At 50.3% G+C, this 25,388-nt stretch carries 27 protein-coding genes; 9 read left to right on the top strand and 18 right to left on the bottom strand.

Features of this window, described 5'->3' with window-relative positions; translation table 11 throughout:
• The coding region (locus NSMM_RS12140; protein WP_090287796.1) for an IS1380 family transposase at window positions 1–927 on the bottom strand (927 nt) is incomplete at its 3' end.
• A gap of 79 nt (window positions 928–1,006) precedes the next feature.
• Window positions 1,007–1,246, bottom strand: a complete 240-nt coding sequence (locus NSMM_RS12135) for a hypothetical protein (RefSeq protein ID WP_090287794.1) — start codon at window positions 1,244–1,246, stop codon at window positions 1,007–1,009.
• A gap of 290 nt (window positions 1,247–1,536) precedes the next feature.
• Between NSMM_RS12135 and NSMM_RS12130 the strand changes: the two genes are divergently transcribed.
• Window positions 1,537–1,824, top strand: a complete 288-nt coding sequence (locus NSMM_RS12130) for a hypothetical protein (RefSeq protein ID WP_090287793.1) — start codon at window positions 1,537–1,539, stop codon at window positions 1,822–1,824.
• 120 nt (window positions 1,825–1,944) lie between these two features.
• Here NSMM_RS12130 and ftsZ read toward each other — a convergent pair whose 3' ends face one another.
• The 16 genes from ftsZ to mraZ form a co-directional block, all read right to left on the bottom strand.
• A complete protein-coding gene (gene ftsZ / locus NSMM_RS12125) occupies window positions 1,945–3,093 on the bottom strand; it encodes a cell division protein FtsZ (protein ID WP_090287791.1) in 1,149 nt (382 codons plus the stop codon).
• 68 nt (window positions 3,094–3,161) lie between these two features.
• On the bottom strand, window positions 3,162–4,400 hold the full coding sequence (gene ftsA / locus NSMM_RS12120) for a cell division protein FtsA (protein ID WP_090287790.1): 1,239 nt from the start codon (window positions 4,398–4,400) through the stop codon (window positions 3,162–3,164).
• A 3-nt stretch (window positions 4,401–4,403) separates the two neighbouring features.
• On the bottom strand, window positions 4,404–5,207 hold the full coding sequence (locus tag NSMM_RS12115; RefSeq protein ID WP_090287788.1) for a cell division protein FtsQ/DivIB: 804 nt from the start codon (window positions 5,205–5,207) through the stop codon (window positions 4,404–4,406).
• 7 nt (window positions 5,208–5,214) lie between these two features.
• Window positions 5,215–6,138 (bottom strand): D-alanine--D-alanine ligase, encoded by a 924-nt coding sequence (locus NSMM_RS12110; RefSeq protein WP_090287786.1) that lies wholly within the window; start codon window positions 6,136–6,138, stop codon window positions 5,215–5,217.
• Window positions 6,135–7,085 (bottom strand): UDP-N-acetylmuramate dehydrogenase, encoded by a 951-nt coding sequence (murB, locus tag NSMM_RS12105; RefSeq protein ID WP_090287805.1) that lies wholly within the window; start codon window positions 7,083–7,085, stop codon window positions 6,135–6,137. The genes NSMM_RS12110 and murB overlap by 4 nt, the downstream gene beginning before the upstream one ends.
• A gap of 44 nt (window positions 7,086–7,129) precedes the next feature.
• On the bottom strand, window positions 7,130–8,548 hold the full coding sequence (gene murC, locus NSMM_RS12100) for a UDP-N-acetylmuramate--L-alanine ligase (RefSeq protein WP_090287784.1): 1,419 nt from the start codon (window positions 8,546–8,548) through the stop codon (window positions 7,130–7,132).
• Complete coding sequence (gene murG / locus NSMM_RS12095) at window positions 8,545–9,627, bottom strand: undecaprenyldiphospho-muramoylpentapeptide beta-N-acetylglucosaminyltransferase (protein ID WP_090287782.1); 1,083 nt, start codon at window positions 9,625–9,627, stop codon at window positions 8,545–8,547. Before murG ends, murC begins: the two co-directional genes overlap by 4 nt.
• 46 nt (window positions 9,628–9,673) lie before the next feature.
• Window positions 9,674–10,846 (bottom strand): putative lipid II flippase FtsW, encoded by a 1,173-nt coding sequence (ftsW, locus tag NSMM_RS12090; RefSeq protein ID WP_090287779.1) that lies wholly within the window; start codon window positions 10,844–10,846, stop codon window positions 9,674–9,676.
• Window positions 10,847–10,848: 2 nt separating this feature from the next.
• A complete protein-coding gene (murD, locus tag NSMM_RS12085; RefSeq protein WP_090287777.1) occupies window positions 10,849–12,261 on the bottom strand; it encodes a UDP-N-acetylmuramoyl-L-alanine--D-glutamate ligase in 1,413 nt (470 codons plus the stop codon).
• On the bottom strand, window positions 12,258–13,343 hold the full coding sequence (mraY, locus tag NSMM_RS12080) for a phospho-N-acetylmuramoyl-pentapeptide-transferase (protein ID WP_090287775.1): 1,086 nt from the start codon (window positions 13,341–13,343) through the stop codon (window positions 12,258–12,260). The genes murD and mraY overlap by 4 nt, the downstream gene beginning before the upstream one ends.
• A 34-nt stretch (window positions 13,344–13,377) precedes the next feature.
• The gene (locus NSMM_RS12075) at window positions 13,378–14,802 is read right to left on the bottom strand and encodes a UDP-N-acetylmuramoyl-tripeptide--D-alanyl-D-alanine ligase (RefSeq protein ID WP_245654795.1); all 1,425 of its coding nucleotides are present in this window, start codon (window positions 14,800–14,802) and stop codon (window positions 13,378–13,380) included.
• Complete coding sequence (locus tag NSMM_RS12070) at window positions 14,799–16,367, bottom strand: UDP-N-acetylmuramoyl-L-alanyl-D-glutamate--2,6-diaminopimelate ligase (RefSeq protein WP_090287773.1); 1,569 nt, start codon at window positions 16,365–16,367, stop codon at window positions 14,799–14,801. Before NSMM_RS12070 ends, NSMM_RS12075 begins: the two co-directional genes overlap by 4 nt.
• Window positions 16,367–18,115 (bottom strand): peptidoglycan D,D-transpeptidase FtsI family protein, encoded by a 1,749-nt coding sequence (locus tag NSMM_RS12065; RefSeq protein WP_090287770.1) that lies wholly within the window; start codon window positions 18,113–18,115, stop codon window positions 16,367–16,369. Before NSMM_RS12065 ends, NSMM_RS12070 begins: the two co-directional genes overlap by 1 nt.
• A gap of 1 nt (window position 18,116) precedes the next feature.
• Window positions 18,117–18,395 carry a cell division protein FtsL gene (ftsL, locus tag NSMM_RS12060; RefSeq protein ID WP_090287768.1) on the bottom strand — a complete coding sequence of 93 codons (279 nt, stop codon included), beginning with the start codon at window positions 18,393–18,395 and terminating at the stop codon, window positions 18,117–18,119.
• 7 nt (window positions 18,396–18,402) lie between these two features.
• Complete coding sequence (gene rsmH / locus NSMM_RS12055; RefSeq protein ID WP_090287766.1) at window positions 18,403–19,344, bottom strand: 16S rRNA (cytosine(1402)-N(4))-methyltransferase RsmH; 942 nt, start codon at window positions 19,342–19,344, stop codon at window positions 18,403–18,405.
• Window positions 19,345–19,359: 15 nt separating this feature from the next.
• Window positions 19,360–19,806: a division/cell wall cluster transcriptional repressor MraZ gene (mraZ, locus tag NSMM_RS12050; RefSeq protein ID WP_090287764.1), complete on the bottom strand. Its 447-nt coding sequence runs from the start codon at window positions 19,804–19,806 to the stop codon at window positions 19,360–19,362.
• Between the two features lie 189 nt (window positions 19,807–19,995).
• On the opposite strand from mraZ, the gene NSMM_RS12045 reads away from it, so the two are divergent.
• From NSMM_RS12045 to NSMM_RS12010, 8 genes are all read left to right on the top strand, one after another.
• Complete coding sequence (locus NSMM_RS12045) at window positions 19,996–20,613, top strand: DNA-3-methyladenine glycosylase family protein (protein ID WP_090287762.1); 618 nt, start codon at window positions 19,996–19,998, stop codon at window positions 20,611–20,613.
• A gap of 48 nt (window positions 20,614–20,661) precedes the next feature.
• A complete protein-coding gene (mnmA, locus tag NSMM_RS12040; protein WP_281200914.1) occupies window positions 20,662–21,783 on the top strand; it encodes a tRNA 2-thiouridine(34) synthase MnmA in 1,122 nt (373 codons plus the stop codon).
• 103 nt (window positions 21,784–21,886) lie between these two features.
• Window positions 21,887–22,357, top strand: a complete 471-nt coding sequence (locus NSMM_RS12035; protein WP_090287758.1) for a DUF5658 family protein — start codon at window positions 21,887–21,889, stop codon at window positions 22,355–22,357.
• 10 nt (window positions 22,358–22,367) lie between these two features.
• Window positions 22,368–22,583: a DUF2905 domain-containing protein gene (locus NSMM_RS12030; protein ID WP_218121111.1), complete on the top strand. Its 216-nt coding sequence runs from the start codon at window positions 22,368–22,370 to the stop codon at window positions 22,581–22,583.
• 55 nt (window positions 22,584–22,638) lie between these two features.
• Window positions 22,639–23,451, top strand: a complete 813-nt coding sequence (gene proC, locus NSMM_RS12025) for a pyrroline-5-carboxylate reductase (RefSeq protein ID WP_090287754.1) — start codon at window positions 22,639–22,641, stop codon at window positions 23,449–23,451.
• A gap of 41 nt (window positions 23,452–23,492) precedes the next feature.
• Window positions 23,493–24,050 (top strand): YggT family protein, encoded by a 558-nt coding sequence (locus NSMM_RS12020; protein WP_090287753.1) that lies wholly within the window; start codon window positions 23,493–23,495, stop codon window positions 24,048–24,050.
• Window positions 24,047–24,337 carry a DUF167 domain-containing protein gene (locus tag NSMM_RS12015; protein ID WP_342671791.1) on the top strand — a complete coding sequence of 97 codons (291 nt, stop codon included), beginning with the start codon at window positions 24,047–24,049 and terminating at the stop codon, window positions 24,335–24,337. The genes NSMM_RS12020 and NSMM_RS12015 overlap by 4 nt, the downstream gene beginning before the upstream one ends.
• Window positions 24,338–24,394: 57 nt before the next feature.
• Complete coding sequence (locus tag NSMM_RS12010; RefSeq protein WP_090287751.1) at window positions 24,395–25,387, top strand: 2-hydroxyacid dehydrogenase; 993 nt, start codon at window positions 24,395–24,397, stop codon at window positions 25,385–25,387.
• Window position 25,388 lies beyond the last annotated feature (1 nt).

Below are 25,388 nucleotides of genomic sequence, written 5' to 3'. Positions count from 1 at the left end.
CATATTTATGATTTTCTTTCGCCCGTCATTTGTGATGTAAGCTGCTTTGGCAAAGAGCTTGTAGCGTAGCGTTTTTAGGGTATGCTGAACATCCGGCTTATCAGAAACGGTGTTGCTTCTCATTACCCCCTGACGAAACAGGCTCATTAAATTGTAAGCCATCATAACCGTCAACAAAGCCGCCTCGGTAGCCCAGAAGTTCTTGAGATTGAGGCTATCTCCGCCAAAGTCATATTTCAGTTCCTTGATGCGGTTTTCACAATCTGCACGACCACGATATAAACGCCAAAGTTCTGCTGCAGGCAAGTCTATATTGGTGACGATCACGCTATAACGATACTGAGAATAAACAGCATCATCTACGAATAAGGAGAGTTGTTTGCCCTTGGCGTTAGCACGTTCGTCTATTTTTTGACGAATACCCACGACCCGACGTGGCTCGTCCCAACTCGGTGCCTGGTAATCAAAGCGAACTAACTCAATACCATCATCCAATTTCCACCAACCTGTTTCATCGACTAATGCTCTCTGCAAGGGTTGGTTTAAGCGTAATGCAATTAAATAATTCATGCCGCGCCGATCCAAATCATCCAGAAATGCCCGTTCACTAAAACCGCTGTCAGCTCGAAGCAATGCGACTCGCTTATCGCCCAACTTATCCAGGCTATCATCCAAAAACGAAAGCACATTATTGGCGCTATGGCTGTTACCTGGCCGCAACCAGAGATTCGCAATCATGCGTGTGTCTGCAACAAAGGCCATCAGTGGATGATGTGAGCAACGTCCCGGTTTTCGTGGGTTGTAACCACGAGCCGCGCCTTCCTGCTGCCCGTAACGCGTCATCACCGTTGAGTCTAGATCAAGCGTCAAGTAATTAACCTGCAGATTGTCGAAAAACCAACGATATAGACGACTAAAAACTCTCATCAAAGTCGCTTGATCAAATCACCTGGAAAGTCGCATAATCGCCTTGAAATTGGCCATGCGCTTAAAACCAAACAGCTTCTTACACTGGATCATGGCGTGTGATTTCTACATGTTCAAACCGATTGGCACCACACCATATGGATAGCATGAACTGCAGAATCAACTGGTGCGGCGCATAACCTCGATTACTCCCAGGCTGTGGTAAGTCACATGATTCAACTGCGCTGGAAAAACCTATGCGATCTAACAGCTGTTTCATCAAGCCCATTCCTCCCCAGGCAGTAATCTCTTTTTCAGTAAATCGAAGCTTAAATTCCATCAAAACCTCCCGGATGAAAAATATACATCTAGAAAACAACTTTAATTTACCAAAATATGCTTATTTATAACAGCTTATTCTAATGGCTTCCATTAGAAATCAAACCTAATGGGAAATCTGGGCTAACTCGCCAATCGCTGGACTCCAGACTGCTCTCGGACGAGAAAATTAGTTTCAACGTTTAATGCGGACATAGCCTAAAAAAGGCTAATTCAAAAAACCGCTAAACTCTGGCTGGCACTTGCCGTTAATGAAAATTCATTAACTCTCGTTGTCTATGGGTCAACAACATGGCACTGAAAAACAACATAAAAGAATTCGCAGCTTTTTTGGGTGACCAGGAATCCATCCTTGACCATTCCTATCCAAGGATAGCGGAAAAAATCGAATTACTCTGGCGCCACAATGAAGTTTATCTTTATCTTGACCAGATGATGGTCGTCGAAAAAGGGCGTGAGCGCAACGGTTTCCCCCTCGCAGTCATGAAGGAATTTCAGACTCTGCGCGAAATTCATGCCCGTTTGTATGGTGAAGTTGCCGTGAACGACATGGGTAGCAAGCCGGTCTGGCGTGGCTGAGTTTCTGCGCCTGGCTTACTACCCGATGGTTGGGCAACAGGGGACAATACTTCCATAGCGACCGTCTCCGACAGCTATTTCACTGATTCAGTACAGTTCCCTTTTTCCTTCTACTCATTCTTAATCGGCCTGTCTGCGCAAAAAAGCCGGAATATCCATTGGATCCATCCCTGATTGCTGCATGGCGGCCACAACAGCATTACCTCTTCTGCCCGTGCGCATCACGGCGGGCTCATCTATATTGTGCGACATATCCTGATCGTCAGTACCGGTACGAGTATTAATGACTTTCAACGGTCTTTGTGCTTGTTGCGACACGCTACCCAAGCCGGTTGCAACCAGAGTCACCCGCAAGCTTTCTCCCATATCTTCATCGATAACCGTGCCAACAATGACGGTTGCGTCTTCAGCAGTCAGTTTCTTGATGGTATCCATCACTTCCTGTACCTCACGCATTTTCATCGTTGAGCTGGCAGTAATGTTTACCAATACACCCCGTGCGCCAGTCAGTGCGATATCCTCGAGCAATGGGCTGGCAACTGCCTGTTCGGCTGCCATGCGCGCACGATCGACCCCGCTGGCAACTGCAGAACCCATCATGGCCATGCCCATTTCTGACATGACCGTTTTAACGTCCGCAAAATCTACGTTAACGTGCCCTGGGCAATTGATTACTTCGGCAATACCTGCAACGGCACCATAAAGTACATCATTCGCCGCTCTGAAAGCATCCAGCATGCTGATATCGTTTCCAAGCACATTCATCAGCTTGTCATTGGGAATAACAATCAGGGAATCGACATACTGAGCCAGTGATTCCATTCCCAGTTGTGCGGCTTTCAGGCGTTTACCCTCAAACGAGAAGGGCTTGCTAACCACGGCAACTGTCAAAATACCCATATCCTTGGCAATCTGCGCTACAATCGGCGCCGCCCCCGTGCCAGTACCTCCACCCATGCCTGCAGTAATAAACAACATATCCGCACCCTGAATCATTTCGGCAATGCGATCGCGGTCTTCCAGCGCAGCTTCCTTACCGACATCCGGATTGGCACCTGCACCCAACCCACGGGTGACATTGGCACCAAGCTGTAATAAAGTTGGCGCCTGATTACCTTTCAGCGCTTGCGCATCGGTATTCAAGCAAATAAATTCGACACCTTTCGTTTCGTTGCGAATCATGTGATCGACTGCATTTCCACCACACCCCCCCACACCAATTACCTTAATAATGGCTTCCTGAGACTCGGCATTAGTAATTTCAAACATGGCATTACTCCTTTTTTGATCAAAGTTTAAGACAGACAACTAACTGGCAACACACATCTATATCTTCATTAAAAATTTTCCTGAAACCATCCTTTCATTCTTGCCAGCACCTGTTTCGCTGAACTATTTTTCAACTTGGTTTTATGATGATGAAGATGCTCCTCCGCACCTACCATCACCAAGCCAATTGCAGTTGAATACCTTGGCGTTTGAATAACTTCTTCAAGATTCCCTTTATATATGGGTAACCCCAAACGTACCGGCATGTGGAAAATTTCCTCACCCAACTCGACCATGCCTTGCATCGAACTGCTACCACCGGTAATCACGATTCCGGAAGAAAGTAGCTGCTCAAACCCGCTTCTGCGTAGCTCTGCCTGGATCAGGAGATAAAGCTCTTCTACCCGCGGCTCGATTACTTCAGTCAAGGTTTGTCTGGAAAGTGCGCGTGTGCCACGATTGCCCACATCCGGCACTTCCAGCATTTCATGGATATCTGCCAATGCACGCAATGCACTGCCGTAACGACACTTGATATCTTCTGCATTCTTGGTAGGCGTGCGCAGTGCCATCGCAATATCGTTGGTGATTTGGTCGCCAGCGACCGGAATGACAGCAGTATGGCGGATCGCGCCATCGGTGAATACCGCGATATCTGTCGTGCCGCCTCCAATATCGACCAGACATACCCCCAGGTCCTTCTCATCTTCAGACAAGACTGCTTTTGCGGATGCCAACGGTTGTAATACCAGATCCCGAACACCGATATCACAACGATGTATGCATTTGGCGATATTCTGCGCGGCAGAAACTGCGCCGGTAACAATATGTACCTTGACTTCCAGGCGGATGCCACTCATGCCCACTGGCTCACGAACATCTTCCTGGCCGTCAACGATATACTCCTGATTAAGAATATGTAAGATCTGCTGGTCAGCGGGAATATTGACTGCTTTTGCGGTCTCCATGACCTTTTCGACATCTGCCTGCGTCACCTCGCGATCCTTAATCGCAACCATGCCATGCGAATTGAAGCTTCTGATATGGTTGCCCGCAATGCCGGCATATACTTCGCTGATGCGACACCCTGCCATGAGCTCGACTTCTTCGAGCGCTCGCCGGATTGCATTCACCGTGGTTTCGATATTCACAACCACCCCTTTCTTAAGGCCGCGTGAGGAATGACTCCCCAATCCGATGACCTCGAATCCCCCCTCAGGCGTCAACTCAGCAACGATTGCTACAATTTTGGACGTTCCGATATCGAGACCGACGACCATCTGCCTTGTTTCCCCGGCTTTATTCATTTTTTAAAATCCTCCCTGACTTGTCATTTCCCTATCTGGCCAAATAAATGCCGCCGGGTCAGGGCTGGCTGAACCAGACTGTTTGCCGATAGCTAATCCGTCGGGATAGCGCAAATCCACATAGGATAGCGGGCTCTCCTGATCAAAATTGTGTGTATGTTGATGCATAACGGAAATGTAGCGCTGGAAGCGTGATTGGATCTCTTTGCGTCCCAGTTTCAGCCAGACACCCGTATCCAGACGGATATGCCACGAATGCCTGGGTGTCAACACCACTTCCGCCACGTTTTGTCCAACTGGTTGCAACATTTTCCTGAAAATCTTGTAGTTTCGGGAGATCAACGAGCTGCTGTCATAATCGGCTGCAATAAACACTGGCATAGAATTTTCCTGAAAACTCGCATAAAATATTTCTCCATGCGTATTGACTAACGCAGCATTTCCCCAGTATGCCAGCGGAACATGTTCCTCGAGCAGAATATGCAGGGCAGGCGGCCACTGGCGTGAAATGGTAATTGACCGGATCCATGGCAACTCAGTTAATGCCGTCTGCAAAGACAGCAGATCAATTGTCATGAAATTTCCGTTTATGGAGTTTTTAATAACCCGCTCCAGCTGATCGCGTGAAACATTAAGCGGTGTTGCCTGTTTAACACGCAAATGATCCACGCTCTCGATACGAATCTCCCTGAGTGAAAAAAATGGCAATGCTAGCACTCTAACGCCAATTGCATAAACCGCTATTAACAGAACACCTGTTAATAGCGTGTTGGCCAATAAATTCAGAGTCTGATGATCGTTCCACATGATACTTTTATTCCCTGCGCTGTTCGACCAGCCTGAGTATTTTAACAACGAGCTCATCAAATGAAATATTTGCTGCCTTTGCTGCCATGGGCACCAGACTGTGATCGGTCATGCCCGGTGAAGTATTGGTTTCCAGCAAAAAAGGGCGCTCACTCTTATCCAGCATCACATCCACCCTGCTCCAGCCGGAACATCCCAGGACCCGGTGCGCACGCAGGGCAATCGACTGAATCTGTCTGGTTAGCTCATTTGATAACCCACTTGGGCAGGTATAGCGAGTTTTGTCCGAACAGTACTTGGCGTGATAGTCATAAAGCGTGTCCGCAACATCAATGCGCACGAGCGGTAACGGTTCATCATCCAGAATAGTAGCGGTCAATTCGACTCCATCGATAAACTGTTCAGCCATCACCAATTCATCGCAGCTGACAGCCAGTGCATAACCTGCCTGAAACTCCTGCTGACTGGCCACTTTACTCAAGCCAATGGTAGAGCCTTCACGAGCCGGCTTGATGATCATCGGCAAACCCAGTATTTCAGCTACTTTGTCAAAGCAGCTGTCAGCACCCAGCATGAGATATCGCGGCGTATCAATTCCAGCCGCCTGCCAGATCATTTTGGTGCGCCATTTATCCATCGCCAAAGCGCTGGCAAGTATACCGCTACCCGTATAGGGCATTCCCATCAATTCCAGCGCACCTTGTACTGAACCATCCTCACCATACCGGCCATGTAGTGCGATGAAAACCCGGTCAAAACCATCCCGCAGCAGATTGTCCAGCGGCTGTCCGACTGGATCGAACGCATGCGCATCGATCCCGCACCTGAGTAAGGCAGCGAGCACAGCCACACCACTTTCCAATGAAATTTTCCGCTCTGCAGAGCGCCCCCCGAGCAACACCGCAACCTTGCCGAACTCACTGGCAGTCATGCTTTTCGCTCCTCTCCGATAATGTGAACCTCCGGGATGAGTACAACCCCCATTCTGACCAGAACCGTCTCTTTTACCGATTCAATCACCGCTTCGATGTCGCTGGCGGATGCCTGACCACAATTAACAATGAAATTTACATGTTTGGGGGATACCATGGCATCACCGATGCGCCAACCTTTCAATCCACATTCTTCGATCAGGCGCGCGGCATGATCTCCGGGAGGATTGCGGAATACCGAACCCGCATTGGGATAATTCAGAGGCTGACTTTTGATACGCGTTGCCAGCAATGACTTGATTCCCTGGCGTGAGGTCTCCTGATTACCGGCATTGAGACGGAACCAGCCGCCCGTAAACCACGTTTCAGTATCGCTGACGGGAGCATTCCCACGTAACACAACCTGCCGGTAACCAATCTCATATTCATCTGGCTGCCGTTCCCGCAAAGCGCCGGTGCGATCGATAGTGTTGACACGTTCAACCTGTTCCCATGTCTGGCTGCCGTAGCAACCAGCATTCATTGCCAGCGCGCCGCCCACCGTGCCGGGAATACCCGCCAGAAATTCCGCGCCAGCCAGATTCTGTGCAGCGGCAAATCGCGCCAGTTTGGCACAGGCCACGCCTGCTCCGGCATAAATCAGGCCACCCTGTGTATCGCGTTCAATCAATACCAGGTCATTAAGCCGCGCATGTAACATGATGACCACCCCTGTCACGCCGCCATCCCTGACCAGCAGATTACTGCCGAGCCCAACCATATAAACCGGCTCATTTTCTGGCCAGACCGCCAAAAAAGCTGCAAGATCATCAATATCTGCCGGCACATAAAAATTGGCCGCATGCCCGCCCGCACGCCAGGAAACATGCCTACTCATCGGTTCATCACGCAACCATTTTCCACGCAGACTTGATTGCACAATTTTTCCTGCCTTTACCATTCTCATTTCGGGTAATCGACGATAATTGTCATAATTCAGCGCCAACATGATCAAGTGCCTATCACTGCTATTTTTCTGACTGGCTGCGCAATCTCCGCAGCCAGTCTGCCAATCGCGCCCGCGCCCATAATCACTACCACATCCCCATCCCGGGCAATGGTCTCGATCGCTTCAGGCAATTCCTCTACCTGCTCGACATAAATCGGCTCTAGCCTGCCATGCACGCGAATCGCGCGTGCCAGCGATTTACTGTCCGCAGCAATAATCGGCTCCTCCCCGGCAGCATAAATCTCAGTGAGCAGCAACCCATCCGCCTGCGACAACGCCTTGACGAAATCCTCGAACAAATCACGGGTACGACTGAATCGATGCGGCTGAAAGGCAAGCAACAACCTGCGTCCAGGAAAAGCGCCTCTAGCGGCAGCCAAGGTTGCCATGATTTCCGCAGGGTGATGGCCGTAGTCGTCGATCAGCGAAAAAACGCCACCGCTCGGCAGATCGATTTCTCCATAATGTTGAAAACGCCGCTCCACGCCACCAAATTTGGCAAGTGCAGCGGTAATGGCGGAATCGCTTATGTTCAATTCGTTAGCAATCGCAATTGCCGCCAGCGCATTCTGCACGTTATGCAAACCTGGCAGATTGAGCGTTACCGGCAGTCGACGTGCGGAGCCATTGACACCGAGATGCGCCACGAAATGCATTTTGCCGTGATCGGGACATATTTCTGTGGCATATACCTGTGCCTCGTTCGTCAATCCATAGGTTGTCACCGGCTTAGTGATCATTGGAATGATTTCACGCACATGCGCATCATCGATGCACAGCATGGCCATGCCATAAAATGGCAGATGCTCGATAAATTCGACAAAAGTCTGTTTGAGCCGGTTGAAATCGTGACCATAGGTACTCATGTGATCAGCATCAATATTGGTCACGACGGTCAGGACCGGTTGCAGATACAGGAAGGAAGCATCAGATTCATCCGCCTCGACCACGATGAATTCCCCGCTGCCCATTTTGGCGTGGCCACCCAACGTCTTGAGTCTGCCACCAATGACAAACGTTGGGTCCATATTAGCTTCGGCAAGAATGCTTGCAATCAGGCTGGTGGTGGTAGTTTTGCCATGCGTACCCGCAACCGCAATGCCACGCCGCAGTCGCAACAACTCGGCGAGCATCATTGCGCGTGGCACGACTGGAATATGCTGTGCACGCGCCGCCACAATCTCCGGATTGTCGGTTTTGATGGCAGATGAGTAAACAACCACATCCGCCGTCCCAATATTTTCCGGAGCATGCTGGCGTTGAATGACCGCGCCCAGCTGATGCAAGCGACTAGTAACGGAATTTTCCGACAAATCTGATCCGCTGACCTGATAACCCTGATTGATGAGCACTTCTGCTATCCCACCCATACCGGACCCACCGATACCGACGAAATGGATATGATTGATTTTATGTTTCATCTAGCAGGCTCCAGTATTTCTTCACATGAATCGGCCACCCGGGTGGTCGCATCCAGCCGAGCAAGCTGACGTGCTTTTACAGCCATGGTCTGCAGGGATTCACGCGAACACTGACGCAGCCACTCTGCCAGCAAAGATGGTGTCAATTCATTCTGCGGCCAGAGTACTGCAGCTTTCGCATCGCTCAGAAAGCGAGCATTGCTGGTCTGGTGATCATCTACCGCATAAGGATAGGGAACCAGAATGCTGGCAACCCCGGCTGCCGCCAGCTCCGAGATCGTCAGCGCCCCCGCTCGGCAGAGGACCAGATCATTCTCGGCATATTGCGCAGCCATATCCTCTATAAAGGCAACCAGTTGCGCGCTCACACCAAATTCTGCATAGGCCCTCTCGAGATCGGCAAGATGCGCTCTGCCCGCCTGATGCGTAACCTGTGGACGTTGGGTTTCGTCGATCATGGCCAGCGCCTGTGGCATTACCGTATTCAGTTTTTGCGCACCCAGACTGCCACCAACCACCAACAGTTTCAGTTTCCCGGCACGTCTCCCATAGCGGTCTTCCGGTGATGGCAATCCGGCAATTTCAGTGCGGATCGGATTTCCGGTTACCCGCAGTTTTTTGTTATTTCCCTGCAATGTGCCCGGAAAAGCCAGCAAAATTCGGTCCGCAATTTTTGCCAGTACCTTGTTGGCCAGACCTGCCACCGCATTTTGTTCATGAATAACGAGCGGAATACCCAGCAATGCCGACATCATCCCGCCCGGTAACGTCGGATAACCTCCAAACCCCAGTACTACATCCGGGCGCAAGCGTCGCAGAATGCTCAGGCTTTGCCAGCAAGCGCGCTGCAGCCGCCAGGGCAGCAGCGCATAATCAGACAATTTTTTCCCCCTCACAGCTGAAAACTGAATAGTTTCAAGCGGAAAACCATGTTGCGGTACCAGAGTGGCTTCCATGCCGTGCTGCGTACCCAGCCAGACGACCCGCCAGTCTCGATCCCTCAACCATGCCGCTACCGCAAGCCCAGGAAAAACATGTCCGCCGGTACCGCCTGCCATGATCAGGATGGTACGCACCATATTTCCCTCGCAATATTCGGCTTTAAACTATTTCCGCCAGACCTTCTCATATACCTCTCCCTGAAGGCTTCTGCCGGTTTTCCCAATCAATGCGTAGTAACAATGCGATCGTGATGCAGCAGACAACCATACTGCTTCCGCCGTAGCTCATGAAAGGCAAAGTCAACCCCTTGGTGGGCAGGAGTCCCATGTTGACCCCCATATTGACAAATGCCTGCAAAGCAAACCAAGTGCCGATTCCATAGGCAACCAGCGCGCCGAAATGATCCCCCAGTTCCTGAGCAGTACGACCAATACGAAAAGCGCGCAGCAACAGACTGGCAAACAACACCATGACGGTAGCAACCCCCAGAAATCCAAGTTCCTCGGCCAGCACCGCGAGCATAAAATCCGTATGCGCCTCCGGCAGATAATGCAGTTTCTCAACACTACCGCCCAACCCTACTCCAAACCATTCCCCAAGACCAAAAGCGATCAAGGCATGACTGAGTTGATAACCTTTATTAAAAGGATCATCCCATGGATCCATGAAGGTAGCGATTCTGACCATACGATACGGCTCTATCCATATCGCCAGCGTAAACAGTATCACGCCCATACCAGCCAGCATCAGAAATGATCTAAGACTCATCCCGCTCATGAACAGAATGCTGACCATCACAAGGGTAATGACAAACAATGCGCCATAATCCTTTTGCATCAGCAGCAAACCAGCGAGGATCATCAGGATGACCAGTACTGGCAGGATCCCTCGGAACAGGTGATTCAGATGGGCATGCCTGCGCACAGCGTAGTCTGCGGTAAAAATAACCATGAGCAGTTTTATTAATTCGGAAGGCTGAAAATTTGTCACACCTAATGGAATCCAGCGATAACTGCCGTTAATTTCCCGCCCCACTCCTGGCACCAAAACCAGCAGTAACAACGCCAAGCCACCCAGCAGAAGCAAAGGACAAAAAATTCTCAGGCGTTCCATCGGAAGCAAATGAAAAATTATCAACCCGACAAATACACCACATAAGATGGCAATCCCCTGCTTCTCAAGGTAATAGTATGCGCTACGCGTTTCCTGCTCCGCCTCAGCAATCGCAATGGAGGCGGAATACATCATGACCAGCCCCAACCCCAATAAAAATAATACCGTCCAGATCAATACTAGGTCAGTGCTGGATTTGTTCGTCTTGCTTGGCGTGTCGGGGGTGGTTGGCGAGGTTAACATGACTAATGCTGCACTTCGGTTGGCGGTACAAAGTTGTTCTCAATCGCCTTGACTGCATCGACAAACACCTCGGCGCGATGCACATAGTTGTTAAACATGTCAAGACTCGCACAAGCAGGCGAAAGCAGCACAAAATCCCCCGGCTCCGCCAGCAGAAAACTGAGCTGCACTGCCTGTTGTATGGTCGCCACCCGGTGTACCGGTATACCACAACCCTGAATGGAACCAGCTATGCTTTCAGCATCGCGCCCCAGTAAAATCACGCTGCGTGCATGCTCGCGAACAGAGTGCTTTAATGGCAGAAAATCCTGTCCTTTGCCATCTCCTCCCGCGATCAGTACCGCCTTGGTTGGCAAACCATTCAGCGCCGCAATCGTCGCGCCCACATTGGTACTCTTGGAATCATTAAAAAAAGTGATTTTATTGATATCCGCCACTTTCTGCATGCGGTGCGGCAATCCCCTGAAAACACGCAGAGCGTTTAATAGTGGCTCAAATGGGAGAGCAACCGAACGACATAGCGCCAATGCCGCCAGTGCATTCGCGGCATTATGTAATCCAGCCACCGCCAGTTCACTGGTTTTCATCAGACAAGTATTGCCTTGCGCCAACCACAGATCCGCGCCGTCTGTCAGCAACCCAAATTCTTCGTCGGTCGCTGATTCACCCAGACCAAAACTGAATTGTTTGCGATCCACCTGCGTCATGGCGCAAACAAGGGGATCATCCCGGTTAATTACCTGCATTCCCTTGCAATTGCTACCGGAAAATATGACCGACTTGGCAGCGATATAAGCTGACATATCCGTATATCGATCCAGATGATCTTCACTCAGATTCAGAACGGCAGCTGCATCTGCCTGCAAATTCCGCGTGGTTTCCAGCTGAAAACTGGACAATTCAAGTACCCATAGTTGCGGCCAGTGATTGCTGTCCATCCTTTGCATCAATGCATCCAACACCGTACGCCCAATATTGCCGACTACTTCCACATCCCAGCCGGCACTCTCAGCCATCATGCCCACCATCGTGGTCACGGTGGATTTTCCATTCGAGCCGGTAATAGTGATTATTTTTGCATGGCCTTGGTCATATTCCCTCAGCGCGAGTGCGAATAATTCAATGTCGCCCACCACTGGAATATTACGTTGCACGGCAGCGGCTACCATTGGATCACCAAGCGGTATGCCTGGACTGATAACCATAAGGTCTATCTCTAGAAACATACCAGCCTGAAATGGTCCACAAAAAACATTCTCCGCAGACATACTCTGGTGAAACAGTGCCAGATTTGGAGGTGATGGCCGGGTATCGGCAGCAGACAATATTGCACCAGTACGGGACAACCACTTTGCGACCGACAAACCGGTATTACCCATACCCAGAATCAATATTTTTTTACCGTGATAATTCATCTCAATTTTAGTGTGGATAACCCAACCAGAACCAGAATGATGGTAATGATCCAAAATCGCACCACCACCTGATTTTCTTTCCAGCCTTTCAGCTCATAATGATGATGCAGCGGTGCCATACGAAAAACACGTCTGTTTGTAAGTTTGTATAATGCCACCTGGAGCATGACCGATAGCGCTTCCATCACAAAGACACCTCCCATGATGGCTAGTACGATTTCCTGGCGTACAATGACAGCTACCACACCCAATGCGGCCCCTAGCGCCAACGCCCCCACATCCCCCATGAATACTTCTGCCGGATAGGTGTTAAACCAGAGAAAAGCCAAACCTGCGCCAGCCAGCGCACCGCAGAATACTGACAGCTCACCTGCATTCGGGATATGCGGAATACCAAGATATTTTGCAAAAATGGCATGTCCCGCTAGATAAGCAAAAATGGCCAGCGCTCCGCTCACCATGACGGTTGGCATGATAGCCAACCCATCGAGACCATCGGTCAAGTTGACGGCATTGCTGCTACCGACAATCACCAGATAAGTCAGCAGAATAAAAGAGAATATTCCCAACGGAACAGCCACTTCTTTGAAAAACGGCACAATCAACTCCGTATGTTGCGGCAGTTCGGCTGCCGAGACCAAATAGCCCGCGACGATAAGTGCAATAACCGATTGCCAAGCAAGCTTGGATGCTGCGGACAGCCCCTTGGAATTACGCAAAATCACCTTGCGATAATCGTCCACCCAGCCAATCACGCCAAAACCCAGTGTTGTCAACAACACCACCCAGACATAGCGGTTGCTCAGATCCGCCCATAAAAGTGTCGTCACCAGTACCGCAATCAGAATAAGAGCACCACCCATGGTAGGTGTGCCTGCTTTGATAAGGTGTGATTCCGGTCCATCATCACGTACCGATTGACCAATCTTGCGCATGGTCAAACTTCGAATCATATACGGGCCAATCAGAAATGAAATAATCAGTGCAGTCAGTGCCGCCAGCATAGTACGCAATGTAATATAACCAAATACATTGAAAGCCCGGATATCTTCCGCAATCCACTGGGATAACGCTAGCAGCATACGAGACCCCCGAATAAGTTAACGTTTATCCCAGTCATGCGGAACGATTCCTGTCAGTCATTTTTTCTGCTACGGTCAGCTTTTCAATGACACGTTCCATGCGCATGGAACGTGAACCTTTGACCAGCACGGTTACATCGGTATCGAGCAGATCGGTCAAATAAGCCATCAACTCATCCACATTCACAAAATGCTGTCCCCCATGACCAAACGCCTCGACAGCATGTACACTCAGTTCCCCCAGCGCCAACAAAGTGTCCACTTTCGCTGCGCGCGCCAATTGGCCAATTTGCCGGTGGTACTCTGCTGCTGCTACGCCGAGTTCGCCCATATCACCCATCACCAGCATTTTTTTACCATTAGTGTCGCATAGCACAGCCAGCGCTGCCTGCATGGATTCTGGGTTGGCATTGTAGGTATCGTCTATTAGAACTGAGTGATGCAGGCCGGCCGTAATTTGTAGCCTTCCATGCGTACCTGTATACGAACCTAGTCCGGCAGCAATCGCAGGCAAGCCAATACCAGCGGCATAGGCAGCAGCAGCAGCAGCCAGTGCATTGTAGACATTGTGCTGCCCAGGTACCTGCAACATCAATTCGATTTGATCCTCTGGCAGAGTCAGCAACCAACCATTCTCCATCGTATCCTGCAGACGCCGTGCGCTGACGCTGGCAGCATTTATCAGGCCAAAATCCACAATCCGCCGTTTGCCTGCCAGCTGCCGCCATAGTGGAGCAAAACGGTCATCTGCATTGATGACTGCAATACCGGATTCGCTCAGTCCTTCAAAAATTTCACCTTTGGCAGCGGCAATTGCATCCGTCTTGCCAAAATGGGCAATATGCGCCGACCCCGCATTCGTAATGACAGCGACTGTGGGTGAGGCCAGACCGGATAGATAGGCAATTTCACCACTATGATTCATCCCCATTTCGATGACAGCATAATGGTGGCTAGGGTTGATCTGCAGCAACGTGAGCGGAACTCCAATATCGTTATTGAAATTGCCGGAGGTTGCCAGCACCCGATCACAGCCAGCATGCTGGCGCAGGATGGCTGCTAGCATTTCCTTAACGGTAGTCTTGCCGTTACTACCAGTCACTGCCACCAATGGCGGATCAAAGCGTTTGCGCCATACTGCCGCAAGCTGCCCCAGAGCCAACCGTGGGTCCTTGACTCGCAGCAAGGCAAAATCAGACATAACGAGGTTTTTTAGTGGCTCGATTGCTTCATCTGCGACCATCGCAGCTACCGCACCTTTATCGATGGCATCAGGGATGAACCGATGTCCGTCGAAGCGCTCTCCCGACAAGGCCACGAAAAGGCTGCCTGCGCGTAACGTGCGGCTATCGGTACTCACTGTGTTAAAAAATGGATTGCCGCCGGACCACTCTGCTTCCAGTATCCTGGCAGCTTGCTGCACGTTCATCATCACCGGAGCAGGCGTATTGCCGTTCATTGCTCTGTTTCCTGCATTTTTTGCCGAGCAAGGTCGCGCAGCACCTGCCTGACAATCTTGCGGTCATCATGAGGGTATTTCCTGCCCTCCCTTTCCTGATGGGTTTCAGCGCCTTTACCGGCAATCAGCACCACATCCTTTCGGCGTGCCTGGTGAATCGCACGATAAATCGCTGCGCTGCGATCGATCTCTACCCGGCAATGATCCTTTTGTTTCCCCTCGACACCATCCAATATTTCATTGATTATTTTCCCGGGATTTTCACTCCGAGGATTGTCGCTGGTAAAAATCACCTCATCTGCCAATCTGGCGGCAATTTCACCAATCAATGGACGTTTTCCGCGATCACGATCACCACCGCATCCGATGACGCAAATCAACTTTCCCTTATCTTTATCAGCGATTTTTTGTTTACTACCTGCCGTCGTTTCACGTAATCCAATCAGCACTTCACTGAGCGCATCCGGAGTATGCGCATAGTCAACGATAACGACAGGCTGCTCTCCCCCACCGAGCAACTCCATACGTCCCGGAATCGGACGAACCTGCTGCAAAGCCAGTACCGCATCATCAAACCCGACTCCACTGGCAAGCAAGGTGGCAAGCACCGCGAGCAGATTGTATGCATTGAAACGTCCGGCAATCTTGAATTGAAGAGTAACCCGCTGTCCACGAAAATCCACATCGAAACGGAGACGATCCATTTTCAGCTGGATATTACTGCCAAACAGCACCTGCTGGTTTCTGGTCACCCAGCTGCCTTCGCGCGGCAACCGGAAACCGTAGCCTATGACCTGTATCGCCTTGCTTTCCAGCTGGCGCGACAATTCCACGCCCAGCACCTCATCCAGATTCAGCACCGCAGATTTCAGCCCTGGCCAGAAAAACAGCTTTGCCTTAGTTGCAGCATACGAATCCATGGTGCCGTGATAATCCAGGTGATCGTGGGATAAATTGGTCAATACCGCAACCGAGAATTCCGCGCCGGTCAATCTGCCCTGATCGAGTCCGTGCGACGAAACCTCCATCGCGACCGATTTTGCTTGTTGCCGAACGAATTCAGCCAGCAGCTGCTGCAACTGCGCGGCATCCGGCGTGGTATGCGCCGTACTTGAGAGTGTATTGGCAAATCCATGACCAAGCGTACCGATCACGGCAGTTTTTTTGCCCAGTGCCGTCATAGCCTGAGCAAACCAGTGACTACATGAAGTTTTGCCATTGGTGCCGGTAATACCCACCAGCCATAGCTGGCGCGAGGGGTAATCATGCAGATGGCTCGCGATCAGCCCCACTTTCTGCCGCAAGTGGCTGACTGCGAGATTGGGCAATTGCCACTGCGGATTCCAGGTAAATCCTTTTTTTTCCCAGATAATCGCGTTAACGCCTTTGGCAACGGCTTCAGGAATATGCTGACGGGCGTCAAAATTCTCACCTACATACGCAATAAAAGTATCCCCGGGCTGCAATTCCCGGCTATCAGTGACCAGTCGGCGTATTTTCAGACCAAGTTCATCCAGTGAATGAACCACAAAATCTTTCGAGTTTTTATGACTTAGGGTGGCCATTACCCCTCTTGCTTCCTAATGGAAAAAGAAGGAGAAATAACCAGGTTTGGCCATGGCTTATCAAAAGGCATATCCAGTATTCTCAGAGTTCCTTCCATTACCCGGCTGAATACCGGCGCGGCAACACTGCCACCAAAGTGCTCCCCGGCACCAGGCTCATCAATCATGACGGCGATGACAACACGTGGATCAGAAGCAGGAGCGTACCCAACAAAAGAGGAGAGGTAGCGGTTTGCAGCATAACCTTTCTGATTATCCAGTCGCTTGTGAGCAGTTCCGGTTTTGCCAGCCACACGATAACCATTGACGCGCGCGCGCGATCCGGTTCCATCTGGCTCTACTGCCAGCTCCAGCATGGCATTGATTGCACTTGCAGTTTCGCGAGAAATGACTCTCTGGCCGACCACCGGTTGATCGCGTTTTAGTAGCGTAACTGGTTTCAGCTCTCCGCCAGTTGCAAATAGGGTATAAGCACGCGCCAACTGCATAAGATTGATTGATATGCCATGGCCGTACGACATCGTTGCCTGCTCAATTGGCCGCCAGCTACGATAATCTCGCAACTTGCCGCTAATCTCGCCCGGAAATCCCAAACCAGTCTCGCCACCAAAACCAGCTCGATTGAGCATTTCCCATAATGTTTGTGGAGGCAAGAGCATCGCAATCTTAGCAACACCCACATTACTCGATGTCTGGATAACCTGCGAGACCGTCAAATTTCCCTTGCTGTGCACATCACGGATCAGCGCTTTACCAATTTTCATCATCCCTGCGGAAGTTTCCAGGAGCGTATCAGGTTTGACACGGCCGGTTTCCAGCGCGACAGCAACCGTGAAGGGTTTCAAGGTGGAGCCTGGCTCAAACTCATCCACCAGCACCCGATTACGTATAGCGTCCTTATTGATATTGGCTCGTTGATTAGGATTGAATGCCGGGTAATTGGCCATTGCCAGCACTTCGCCTGTCCGCGTATCGAGTGCAACGATACTACCGGCAAGAGCACGGTGCGCCTTAACTGCACGCGCCAGTTCCCGGTAGGCGAGATACTGTATTTTGTTATCGATCGACAATATCAGATCCTGGCCAGGTTTCGGAGAGTTTATGCGCTCGACATTATCGACAACACGCCCAAGCCGATCCTGGATGATACGCCGCTTGCCATATTCACTGGCCAGGCTATCCTGCCAGGCAAGCTCCATCCCCTCTTGCCCCTTATCATCGATATCGGTAAAACCAAGGATATGCGCAGCCAGCTCGCGTGTTGGGTAGTAGCGATAATATTCCTGCTTGAAATACAATCCCTTGATATTGAGTTGCGCTATATCTGCAGCCAGGCTAGGGGATACCCGTCTTTTCAGGTAAACGAATCTTTTGTTACTGTTGACGCGCTCCTGCACAGCAGCCCAAGGCATACCAAGCTGCTCGGACAGGATTCTGAGTTGCGCCTGCTGAGTCATGTCGATCTGCTGCGGGTCAACCCAGATGGATTTGACCGGCGCGCTGATGGCAAGGATTTCACCATGCCGATCCTTGATGCTGCCGCGTGGCACGCTTTGCTCAACTATTCGGCTATAACGCAACTCGCCTTGTTGCTGTAAAAAATCTTTATTAAATTCCTGCAAATAGACTGCACGGCTAGCCAATATGACCAAGCCAAACATCAGCACTCTCAACACCAGACGAGAGCGCCAGGCAGGAAGGATTGCAGCACTTCCAGCTCGATTCAATCTGATTGATGCAAGCTTCATTTTATCTGGCCCGGATTTTACCTGGCTGAATCACCAGTACATTTGTGGCCGCTGGCATCACCATTTTCAGTTGAGTTCTGGCGATGTTTTCAACACGGGCGTGCATAGCGAGCGTGCTTTGTTCCAATAACAGCTGATCTCTCTCGGTAGCAAATTGCTTTGCCAGCGCCTGCTCTTTTTCTTGCGCCATAAAAAGCTTGCGCGCTTCATGCCGAGCGGTCACAATCCCCAGACCCGAAATAACCAATATTAAAAACAAAGTCATATTTAATCTAATCATCTGTTTATTACGCTGGCTCCAGTTTTTCCGCAACACGCATGATCGCGCTGCGCGCACGCGGGTTGGCAGCAATTTCATTTACGTCCGGTCGAATCTTTTTGCCAATCAGCAACAATTGCTGCCGACTGTGTCGCATACGTTCATCCTCACGAACCGGCAGCTTGCGTGGCAAGGTATCTGTCATAGCTTGTGTGCGCATGAAATTCTTGACAAGACGATCTTCCAGCGAATGAAAACTGATCACGACCAGCCTGCCAGCAGAGTTTAGTCTGGCCAGACACATTGGCAATGTTAGCGATAACGCTTCAAGTTCCTGATTGAGATAAATGCGGATCGCCTGGAAGGTACGCGTTGCCGGATGCTGCCGGTACTCCCGCCCATGGCTGCGCGCGCGCACGACCGTTGCAACAGTTTCAGCAAGCTGAAGCGTGGTAGTAATGGGCCGCCTGCTCCGCTCCATGACAATTGCGCCTGCAATCTGCCCAGCATACCGTTCTTCGCCATAATCTCTAATCACCTCCTTCAATACGGTTTCATCAACCGTCGCCAGCCACTGCGCTGCCGTTTCTCCACGACTGGTATCCATACGCATATCCAATGGCCCGTCATGACGAAAACTGAATCCGCGAGTCGCTTCTTCCAGTTGCATCGATGACACACCCAAATCCAGCAAAATACCATCCACTCCTGTTATCGCCAGTGCCTGCAACGTCTCATCAAGCTTTACATAACTGTCATGCACCACGTGCAGCCGTTTGTCCTGAATCGATTTCGCCACACTGACGGCAACCGGATCCTTGTCAAACACAATCAGCCGACCATGCCTGCCTAGTTTCGACAAGATCAGACGGCTATGCCCGCCATGACCAAACGTGCCATCGACATAAACCCCATTCGCCGTGATCGCCAGCGCATCGATTGCTGCATCGAGTAAAACAGGAATATGCAAAGTTTCAGCTACGCACTATAGTGAGAACTCTTCCAGTTCGGGCGGGATATTGCCATTCCTGTAAACCAGCGCCGCTTCAATTTCCTGATCCCACCGGTCACTATCCCAAAGTTCAAATTTCGCTCCCTGCCCGGCAAGCACGACTTCTTTCGTCAATCCGGCAAATTGTCGCAATGGAGGGCTGATCAGTATTCTTCCGGAGCCGTCTATTTCGACATCACAAGCATTGCCGATAAGCAACCGCTGCAAACTGCGTATTTGAGGCTTAATACTAGGGAGACTGTTCAGTTTTTGTTCTATTGGTTCCCAGGCAGGCTGGGGATAAATCAGCAAACATCTGGAAGGATCGGCTGTGACGACAATATTTCCCGCGCAACTGGCAATCAACTCGTCCCGATACTTCGCCGGGATGGCAAGCCTGCCCTTGCCGTCTAGGCTCAATTGCGTGACGCCACGGAACATTCCGCCCCCTTCTGTTATTTGCTAAAGCCAGTTTTAATTAAGCAAATAAATTACTTTTATCCCATAAAACTGCACTTAATTTACATTTTTTGCTACTTGACCCCACTTTAACTAAAAATTATTTACGGGTCAAGTAGAATCCGTTTTTTATTTTCGGCAACAATTGGTTAAGCCATATCCTGACTCCCCATGACACCTATATATTGGCAACAAGCGGTAACCGAGCTGTCATCACATGACCCGATTCTGTGCCGGCTCTTTCAGCAATTCAGCGAAGTCTCCTTTGAACAGCAAAGCAATACCTTTGCTACGCTGGCACGCGCAATCGTCGGCCAGCAAATTTCTGTCAAGGCGGCCGCCAGCGTCTGGAAGCGTGTCTGCGCAGTGCTTCCAGAAATGACGCCACCAGCATTGATGGCTGTTGAGCCGGATATATTGAGAAATTGCGGCTTATCTGCTCGAAAAACCAGTTACTTGCAGAACCTGGCCTCCCATTTCGAGAATGGTCTCCTAAGAGAAACAAGCTGGCATGACCTATCAGACGAGGAGCTGATCCGACAACTGGTTTGTGTCAAAGGTATCGGTCGCTGGACAGCGGAAATGTTTCTAATTTTTCACCTGCACCGCCCGGATGTTTTGCCACTGGATGATATTGGCCTGCAGCGCGCGGTAAGCATCCATTACAATGGTGGCTTACCCATGCACCGGCACGAAATCAGTGCCATCGCACAAAACTGGCGACCATGGCGTTCTGTCGCCACTTGGTATCTGTGGCGTAGCCTGGATCCTTTTCCGGTAATTTATTAATGGCTTGAGTAACTGAACACTGAGAGACATAAGCTTTTAACTAAAAATATATTCTTAAAAATGCAAAAACAGCGTGTTGTGGTTGGCATGTCCGGTGGAGTGGATTCCTCGGTTGCTGCCTTTCTGCTCAAGCAACAGGGTTGGGATGTCATCGGTCTTTTTATGAAAAACTGGGAGGATGACGATACCGACGAATACTGTTCGTCCCGCCAGGATTTTCTCGATGCGGCGTCGGTCGCCGACCTGCTGGATATACCACTGGAAGTGGTCAACTTCTCGGCAGAATACAAGGATCGCGTTTTCAGTCAGTTCCTTGCGGAATATCGGGCAGGCCGCACCCCCAATCCGGATGTGCTTTGCAACAGCGAAATCAAATTTAAAGCATTTCTCGAGCACGCCTCACGTCTGGGCGCAGATCGGATTGCAACCGGGCATTACGCGCAGCTCCGTGAAGCCGCCGGCACCTTCCAGCTAATGAAAGCCGAAGATGGCAACAAGGACCAAAGCTATTTTCTCTACCGACTCAACCAGTCACAACTTTCCCAGACCCTTTTTCCAGTCGGCCATCTCTACAAGCATGAAGTCCGAAAAATTGCCCACGAACAGGGATTGCCCAACGCCACCAAAAAGGATAGCACCGGCATTTGCTTCATTGGTGAACGCCCCTTCCGAGAATTCCTCAATCGTTACCTTCCAGTAGAACCAGGGGAAATCCATACACTCGATGGCAAAACCGTCGGCACTCACCAAGGGCTAATGTATTACACTCTTGGACAACGGCAAGGACTCAGAATTGGCGGAATATCAGATAAAAACGAACAACCCTGGTTTGTTGCCGACAAGGACATGACCCAGAATATTCTTTACGTCGTCCAGGGACATGACCACCCTGCACTGCTCCATACTGGCCTGACAGCTAATTCACTTACCTGGATCAGCGGCACACCACCGCATCCACACTGGGTTTACGCCGCCAAGATCCGCTATCGCCAGACTGACGCGCCCTGCGTCATCCTCAAAATTACGCAGAATATCTGTCAGGTCGGCTTTGCAGCCAAGCAGTGGGGCATTACTCCGGGACAATCAGTAGTGATATACGAAAGCAAGGTTTGCCTGGGCGGGGGAATCATAGTTCAGCAATCTAATTTTGGATTTAATGAATTCGTTTGAGTTGCGAAATCAGGTATACGGCTTTACACTCACCATTTACCAAAAGTAACCTGGAAAATTTTCATTTTAGGAAGATTTTCCCCAACTAACCAGGAGCCTGGACATGATGAACAATATAGGGGTCAGCGATCGACGTGCACTGGAAAGACGATCACCAATCGCTCTCTTTTGCCCTTATCAGCTCGGAATCAAGAATGGCAGACGTAGCAGCGTGCGGCGTGCCGGAGCGGATGCTGTATATGTTGATAACTATGCCTGGCACATTGGTTTCTGTTGTCTGGCAATTGTGCTGTTAAGTGCGACCGACGCCTTCCTGACACTTAATATTCTGGCTCGCGGCGGAGTGGAGCTCAATGAGTTCATGGCGGTGTTGATAGAAGGCAATACCCATAAATTCGTGATGTTCAAGATGGCGCTGACTTCCCTCGCAGCCATTTTTCTGGTTATTCACCATGAATCTAGGATTATGGCCAGATTGCGTTGCAAATATCTGCTATACACAATATTGACCGGTTATCTGTGTCTGGTAGGTTATGAATTGGCTCTGCTCAATTTTATAATCCCGTCGTATTAAGCGAGAAATTGTGGAACAGCCCGGGAAATGGCTAATGCTCGCTGGCGCGACAATAGTGACGTTAGGATTCGTACTGCATTTTGCTCCATGGCTGCTGAACTGGTTTGGCAAGTTGCCTGGCGATATCCGTATCGAAACCGAACGCAGTAAGGTATTTATTCCGATTACGTCGATGATAGTAGTCAGTATTGTGTTGTCCGTGATTATCAACCTGTTCCGAAAATAACCAATCAATCTGAAATGATGTTTGGCATCCCATACCATAAATTTTTTATTCTCCTATGAATATCACCTTTATCGGCGGCGGCAACATGGCAGCCGCCATAATTGGCGGTTTACTGCAGCAAGGAAATTCTCCTGAAACTTTGGCTGTAGCCGAAATTAATACAGACCGGCGCACACAGCTTCAACACCAATTTGGTATCAACATCAGCGCCACTGTGGCCGATTCAAGTGTAAATAGTGACATTTACGTGCTAGCGGTTAAACCCCAGCAACTGCGGGTTGTAGTAACTGAAAATGCCACGCTGTTACACAACAAACTGGTCATTTCAATCGCGGCCGGTATTCGTGCAACGGATTTGAGTGCCTGGCTGGATAACCAGTCATACATCATACGCGCCATGCCTAACACCCCTTGCCTGATCGGAAAGGGCGTCACCGGCTTGTATGCACTGCCTGGGGTGAATGCCTCACAAAAAAAACAAGCAACCGATATTCTCGGTGCGGTAGGCTCCGTGATCTGGTGTGATGATGAAATCCAGCTGGATGCCGTTACTGCCATGTCAGGCAGCGGCCCGGCCTACGTTTTTTATCTGCTGGAAGCTATGCAACAAGCAGGAACAGAACTGGGGCTGTCTGCTGAAACTGCAAGACAGCTCTCGCTGGAAACCTTTATCGGTGCGTCCTTGTTGGCCGCAGACAGTCATGAATCTTTCAGTACCTTACGTACCCGCGTTACCTCGCCCGGCGGCACCACCGAACAGGCGATCCTCAGTCTGGAGCAGGACAATGTCAAACACGCATTAATAGATGCCATCAAAGCCGCGCACAGGCGTTCACAGGAAATTGGCCATATTTTAAGCCAGTCTTGATGCGTGCAACCAACTTCTGACTTAACCATTCTGGAATAACCATGCCCAATCAAATCCTGATGTTTTTGCTTGATAATCTGCTAGGTCTGTTTTCACTGGCCTTGCTATTGCGGTTTTACATGCAGTGGTTGCGCGTACCGCATTATCACCCGGTATCACGATTCATCGTCACCGTTACCGATTTCATCGTCCGTCCTGCGCGCCGCTGGATCCCGGGTTGGCGCGGTATGGATCTTTCCACTTTCATCCTGGCCTGGTTTTTTCAGTTCATTCTTCTCGCCGGATTGAGTTTTTTACAGGGACTGGGCATGGGCAGCCTGCTCGGCCTAGCTTTATTAGCACTCGTGGCAATCGCCAGATTGACGCTGATGATTCTGCTCGTCTCTATCATCGTGCAGGCAGTCTTATCATGGGTAAACCCGCAGAGCCCATTAATGCCGCTGCTGGAAAACTTCACCCAGCCGTTGCTCGGTATGTTCAGGCGAGTGATTCCGCCGATTGCTAATGTTGATTTATCACCTTTGTTTGCACTGCTGCTGTTACAGGTGCTGTTGATGTTCGTTGGCAATCTGCAATACCAAATCGCATCCTGGTTTTGATTAGCTGGCACCGTTTTGATTCCGCTGGTGATCTGATTTTGCAACTGCATGTACAACCTGGTGCCAAAAAAACTGAAGTCGTTGGCTTGTACGGCGATGCGCTAAAAATCAAACTGGCTGCGCCACCGATTGAGGGTAAAGCAAACTTGATACTAACGAAACTCCTGGCCGAACGTTTCACTGTACCGCTTAAGCACGTCATACTGGTAAGTGGTGAGCACTCCCGTCACAAACTGGTTCGCATCAAGCAAACCAATTGTGACCCTGAAAGCCTGCTCGGAGAATAATGCCCATACCAACCATACTTGTTTTACTCCGATTTTATTCTTCTACTGGAATTACCTATGCGCTCGGTTTTTCTCGATTTTGACTCGGTCACCAGAGGTGACATCGATCGTTCAGCACTCGAAGCGGTAACGTCCCCCTGGATTTTTCATGGTGATACTGATTCCACTCAACTAGCCGAACGAATGTGGGACGCGGAAATCATTGTCACTAACAAGACCGTACTTGGGCGCGATGCCATTTTCGCAGCGAACAAGCTCAAGCTGATCTGCATATCGGCGACCGGTTACAACAATATCGATCTTGTTGCTGCTGCCGAACGGGATATCGCGGTATGCAACGTGCGTGGCTATGCCACACAGTCAGTCACGCAGCATGTTTTTATGCTGATGCTGACGCTGACGACAAATTTTGTTGATTATCAGCATCTGGTCAAAAGTGGTGGTTGGCAGGCAAGCCGATTTTTCTGCCCACTCGACTATTCTATTGAAGAGTTAACCGGCAGAACGCTAGGCATCATTGGTTACGGGGAACTTGGACGCGCGGTTGCGCGTGTGGCAGAAGTATTTGGTATGCGAGTGCTGATTGCAGAACATAAGGGTGTGGCTGCCGCATCTGTTCGGGCGGGCAGAACAGCATTCGAAGAGGTGCTGGCGCAAGCGGATTTTATCAGTCTGCATTGCCCGTTATTTCCTGAAACAGCCAATCTGGTCGGAGAAAGGGAGTTTGAGTTAATGCGGCCTTCTGCCTATCTCATTAATACCGCGCGCGGCGGTCTTGTCGATGAAACGGCGTTGCTGCAGAGTTTACAGAGCGCGCAAATTGCCGGTGCAGCAATCGATGTGCTGCAGAGGGAACCACCTGAAGCCGATCATCCTCTGCTGGTTTACCCTCATTCGAATCTGATCATCACGCCTCATATCGCATGGGCAAGTCGGTCTGCCAGGCAGCGCGTACTTGAGCTTGTCGCAGAAAACATCGACAACTTCCAACATGCTCGGGATTTTAATCAGATTACCGATGCGCTGAAAGACGGAGTTTGTCGAAATTAAC

Source organism: Nitrosomonas mobilis, from assembly GCF_900103035.1.
GTDB classification, from domain to species: domain Bacteria; phylum Pseudomonadota; class Gammaproteobacteria; order Burkholderiales; family Nitrosomonadaceae; genus Nitrosomonas; species Nitrosomonas mobilis.
Note: the sequence above shows the minus strand (reverse complement) of the source record. Positions and strands in the feature narration are given on the sequence as shown.

Excerpts from the sequence above, each read along its gene's own strand:
- NSMM_RS12135 (WP_090287794.1), bottom strand. The coding sequence starts at position 1,246 with ATGGAATTTAAGCTTCGATTTACTGAAAAAGAGATTACTGCCTGGGGA.
- NSMM_RS12130 (WP_090287793.1), top strand. The coding sequence starts at position 1,537 with ATGGCACTGAAAAACAACATAAAAGAATTCGCAGCTTTTTTGGGTGAC.
- ftsZ (WP_090287791.1), bottom strand. The coding sequence starts at position 3,093 with ATGTTTGAAATTACTAATGCCGAGTCTCAGGAAGCCATTATTAAGGTA.
- ftsA (WP_090287790.1), bottom strand. The coding sequence starts at position 4,400 with ATGAATAAAGCCGGGGAAACAAGGCAGATGGTCGTCGGTCTCGATATC.
- NSMM_RS12115 (WP_090287788.1), bottom strand. The coding sequence starts at position 5,207 with ATGTGGAACGATCATCAGACTCTGAATTTATTGGCCAACACGCTATTA.
- NSMM_RS12110 (WP_090287786.1), bottom strand. The coding sequence starts at position 6,138 with ATGACTGCCAGTGAGTTCGGCAAGGTTGCGGTGTTGCTCGGGGGGCGC.
- murB (WP_090287805.1), bottom strand. The coding sequence starts at position 7,085 with ATGAGAATGGTAAAGGCAGGAAAAATTGTGCAATCAAGTCTGCGTGGA.
- murC (WP_090287784.1), bottom strand. The coding sequence starts at position 8,548 with ATGAAACATAAAATCAATCATATCCATTTCGTCGGTATCGGTGGGTCC.
- murG (WP_090287782.1), bottom strand. The coding sequence starts at position 9,627 with ATGGTGCGTACCATCCTGATCATGGCAGGCGGTACCGGCGGACATGTT.
- ftsW (WP_090287779.1), bottom strand. The coding sequence starts at position 10,846 with ATGTTAACCTCGCCAACCACCCCCGACACGCCAAGCAAGACGAACAAA.
- murD (WP_090287777.1), bottom strand. The coding sequence starts at position 12,261 with ATGAATTATCACGGTAAAAAAATATTGATTCTGGGTATGGGTAATACC.
- mraY (WP_090287775.1), bottom strand. The coding sequence starts at position 13,343 with ATGCTGCTAGCGTTATCCCAGTGGATTGCGGAAGATATCCGGGCTTTC.
- NSMM_RS12075 (WP_245654795.1), bottom strand. The coding sequence starts at position 14,802 with ATGAACGGCAATACGCCTGCTCCGGTGATGATGAACGTGCAGCAAGCT.
- NSMM_RS12070 (WP_090287773.1), bottom strand. The coding sequence starts at position 16,367 with ATGGCCACCCTAAGTCATAAAAACTCGAAAGATTTTGTGGTTCATTCA.
- NSMM_RS12065 (WP_090287770.1), bottom strand. The coding sequence starts at position 18,115 with ATGAAGCTTGCATCAATCAGATTGAATCGAGCTGGAAGTGCTGCAATC.
- ftsL (WP_090287768.1), bottom strand. The coding sequence starts at position 18,395 with ATGATTAGATTAAATATGACTTTGTTTTTAATATTGGTTATTTCGGGT.
- mraZ (WP_090287764.1), bottom strand. The coding sequence starts at position 19,806 with ATGTTCCGTGGCGTCACGCAATTGAGCCTAGACGGCAAGGGCAGGCTT.
- NSMM_RS12045 (WP_090287762.1), top strand. The coding sequence starts at position 19,996 with ATGACACCTATATATTGGCAACAAGCGGTAACCGAGCTGTCATCACAT.
- NSMM_RS12035 (WP_090287758.1), top strand. The coding sequence starts at position 21,887 with ATGATGAACAATATAGGGGTCAGCGATCGACGTGCACTGGAAAGACGA.
- proC (WP_090287754.1), top strand. The coding sequence starts at position 22,639 with ATGAATATCACCTTTATCGGCGGCGGCAACATGGCAGCCGCCATAATT.
- NSMM_RS12020 (WP_090287753.1), top strand. The coding sequence starts at position 23,493 with ATGCCCAATCAAATCCTGATGTTTTTGCTTGATAATCTGCTAGGTCTG.
- NSMM_RS12010 (WP_090287751.1), top strand. The coding sequence starts at position 24,395 with ATGCGCTCGGTTTTTCTCGATTTTGACTCGGTCACCAGAGGTGACATC.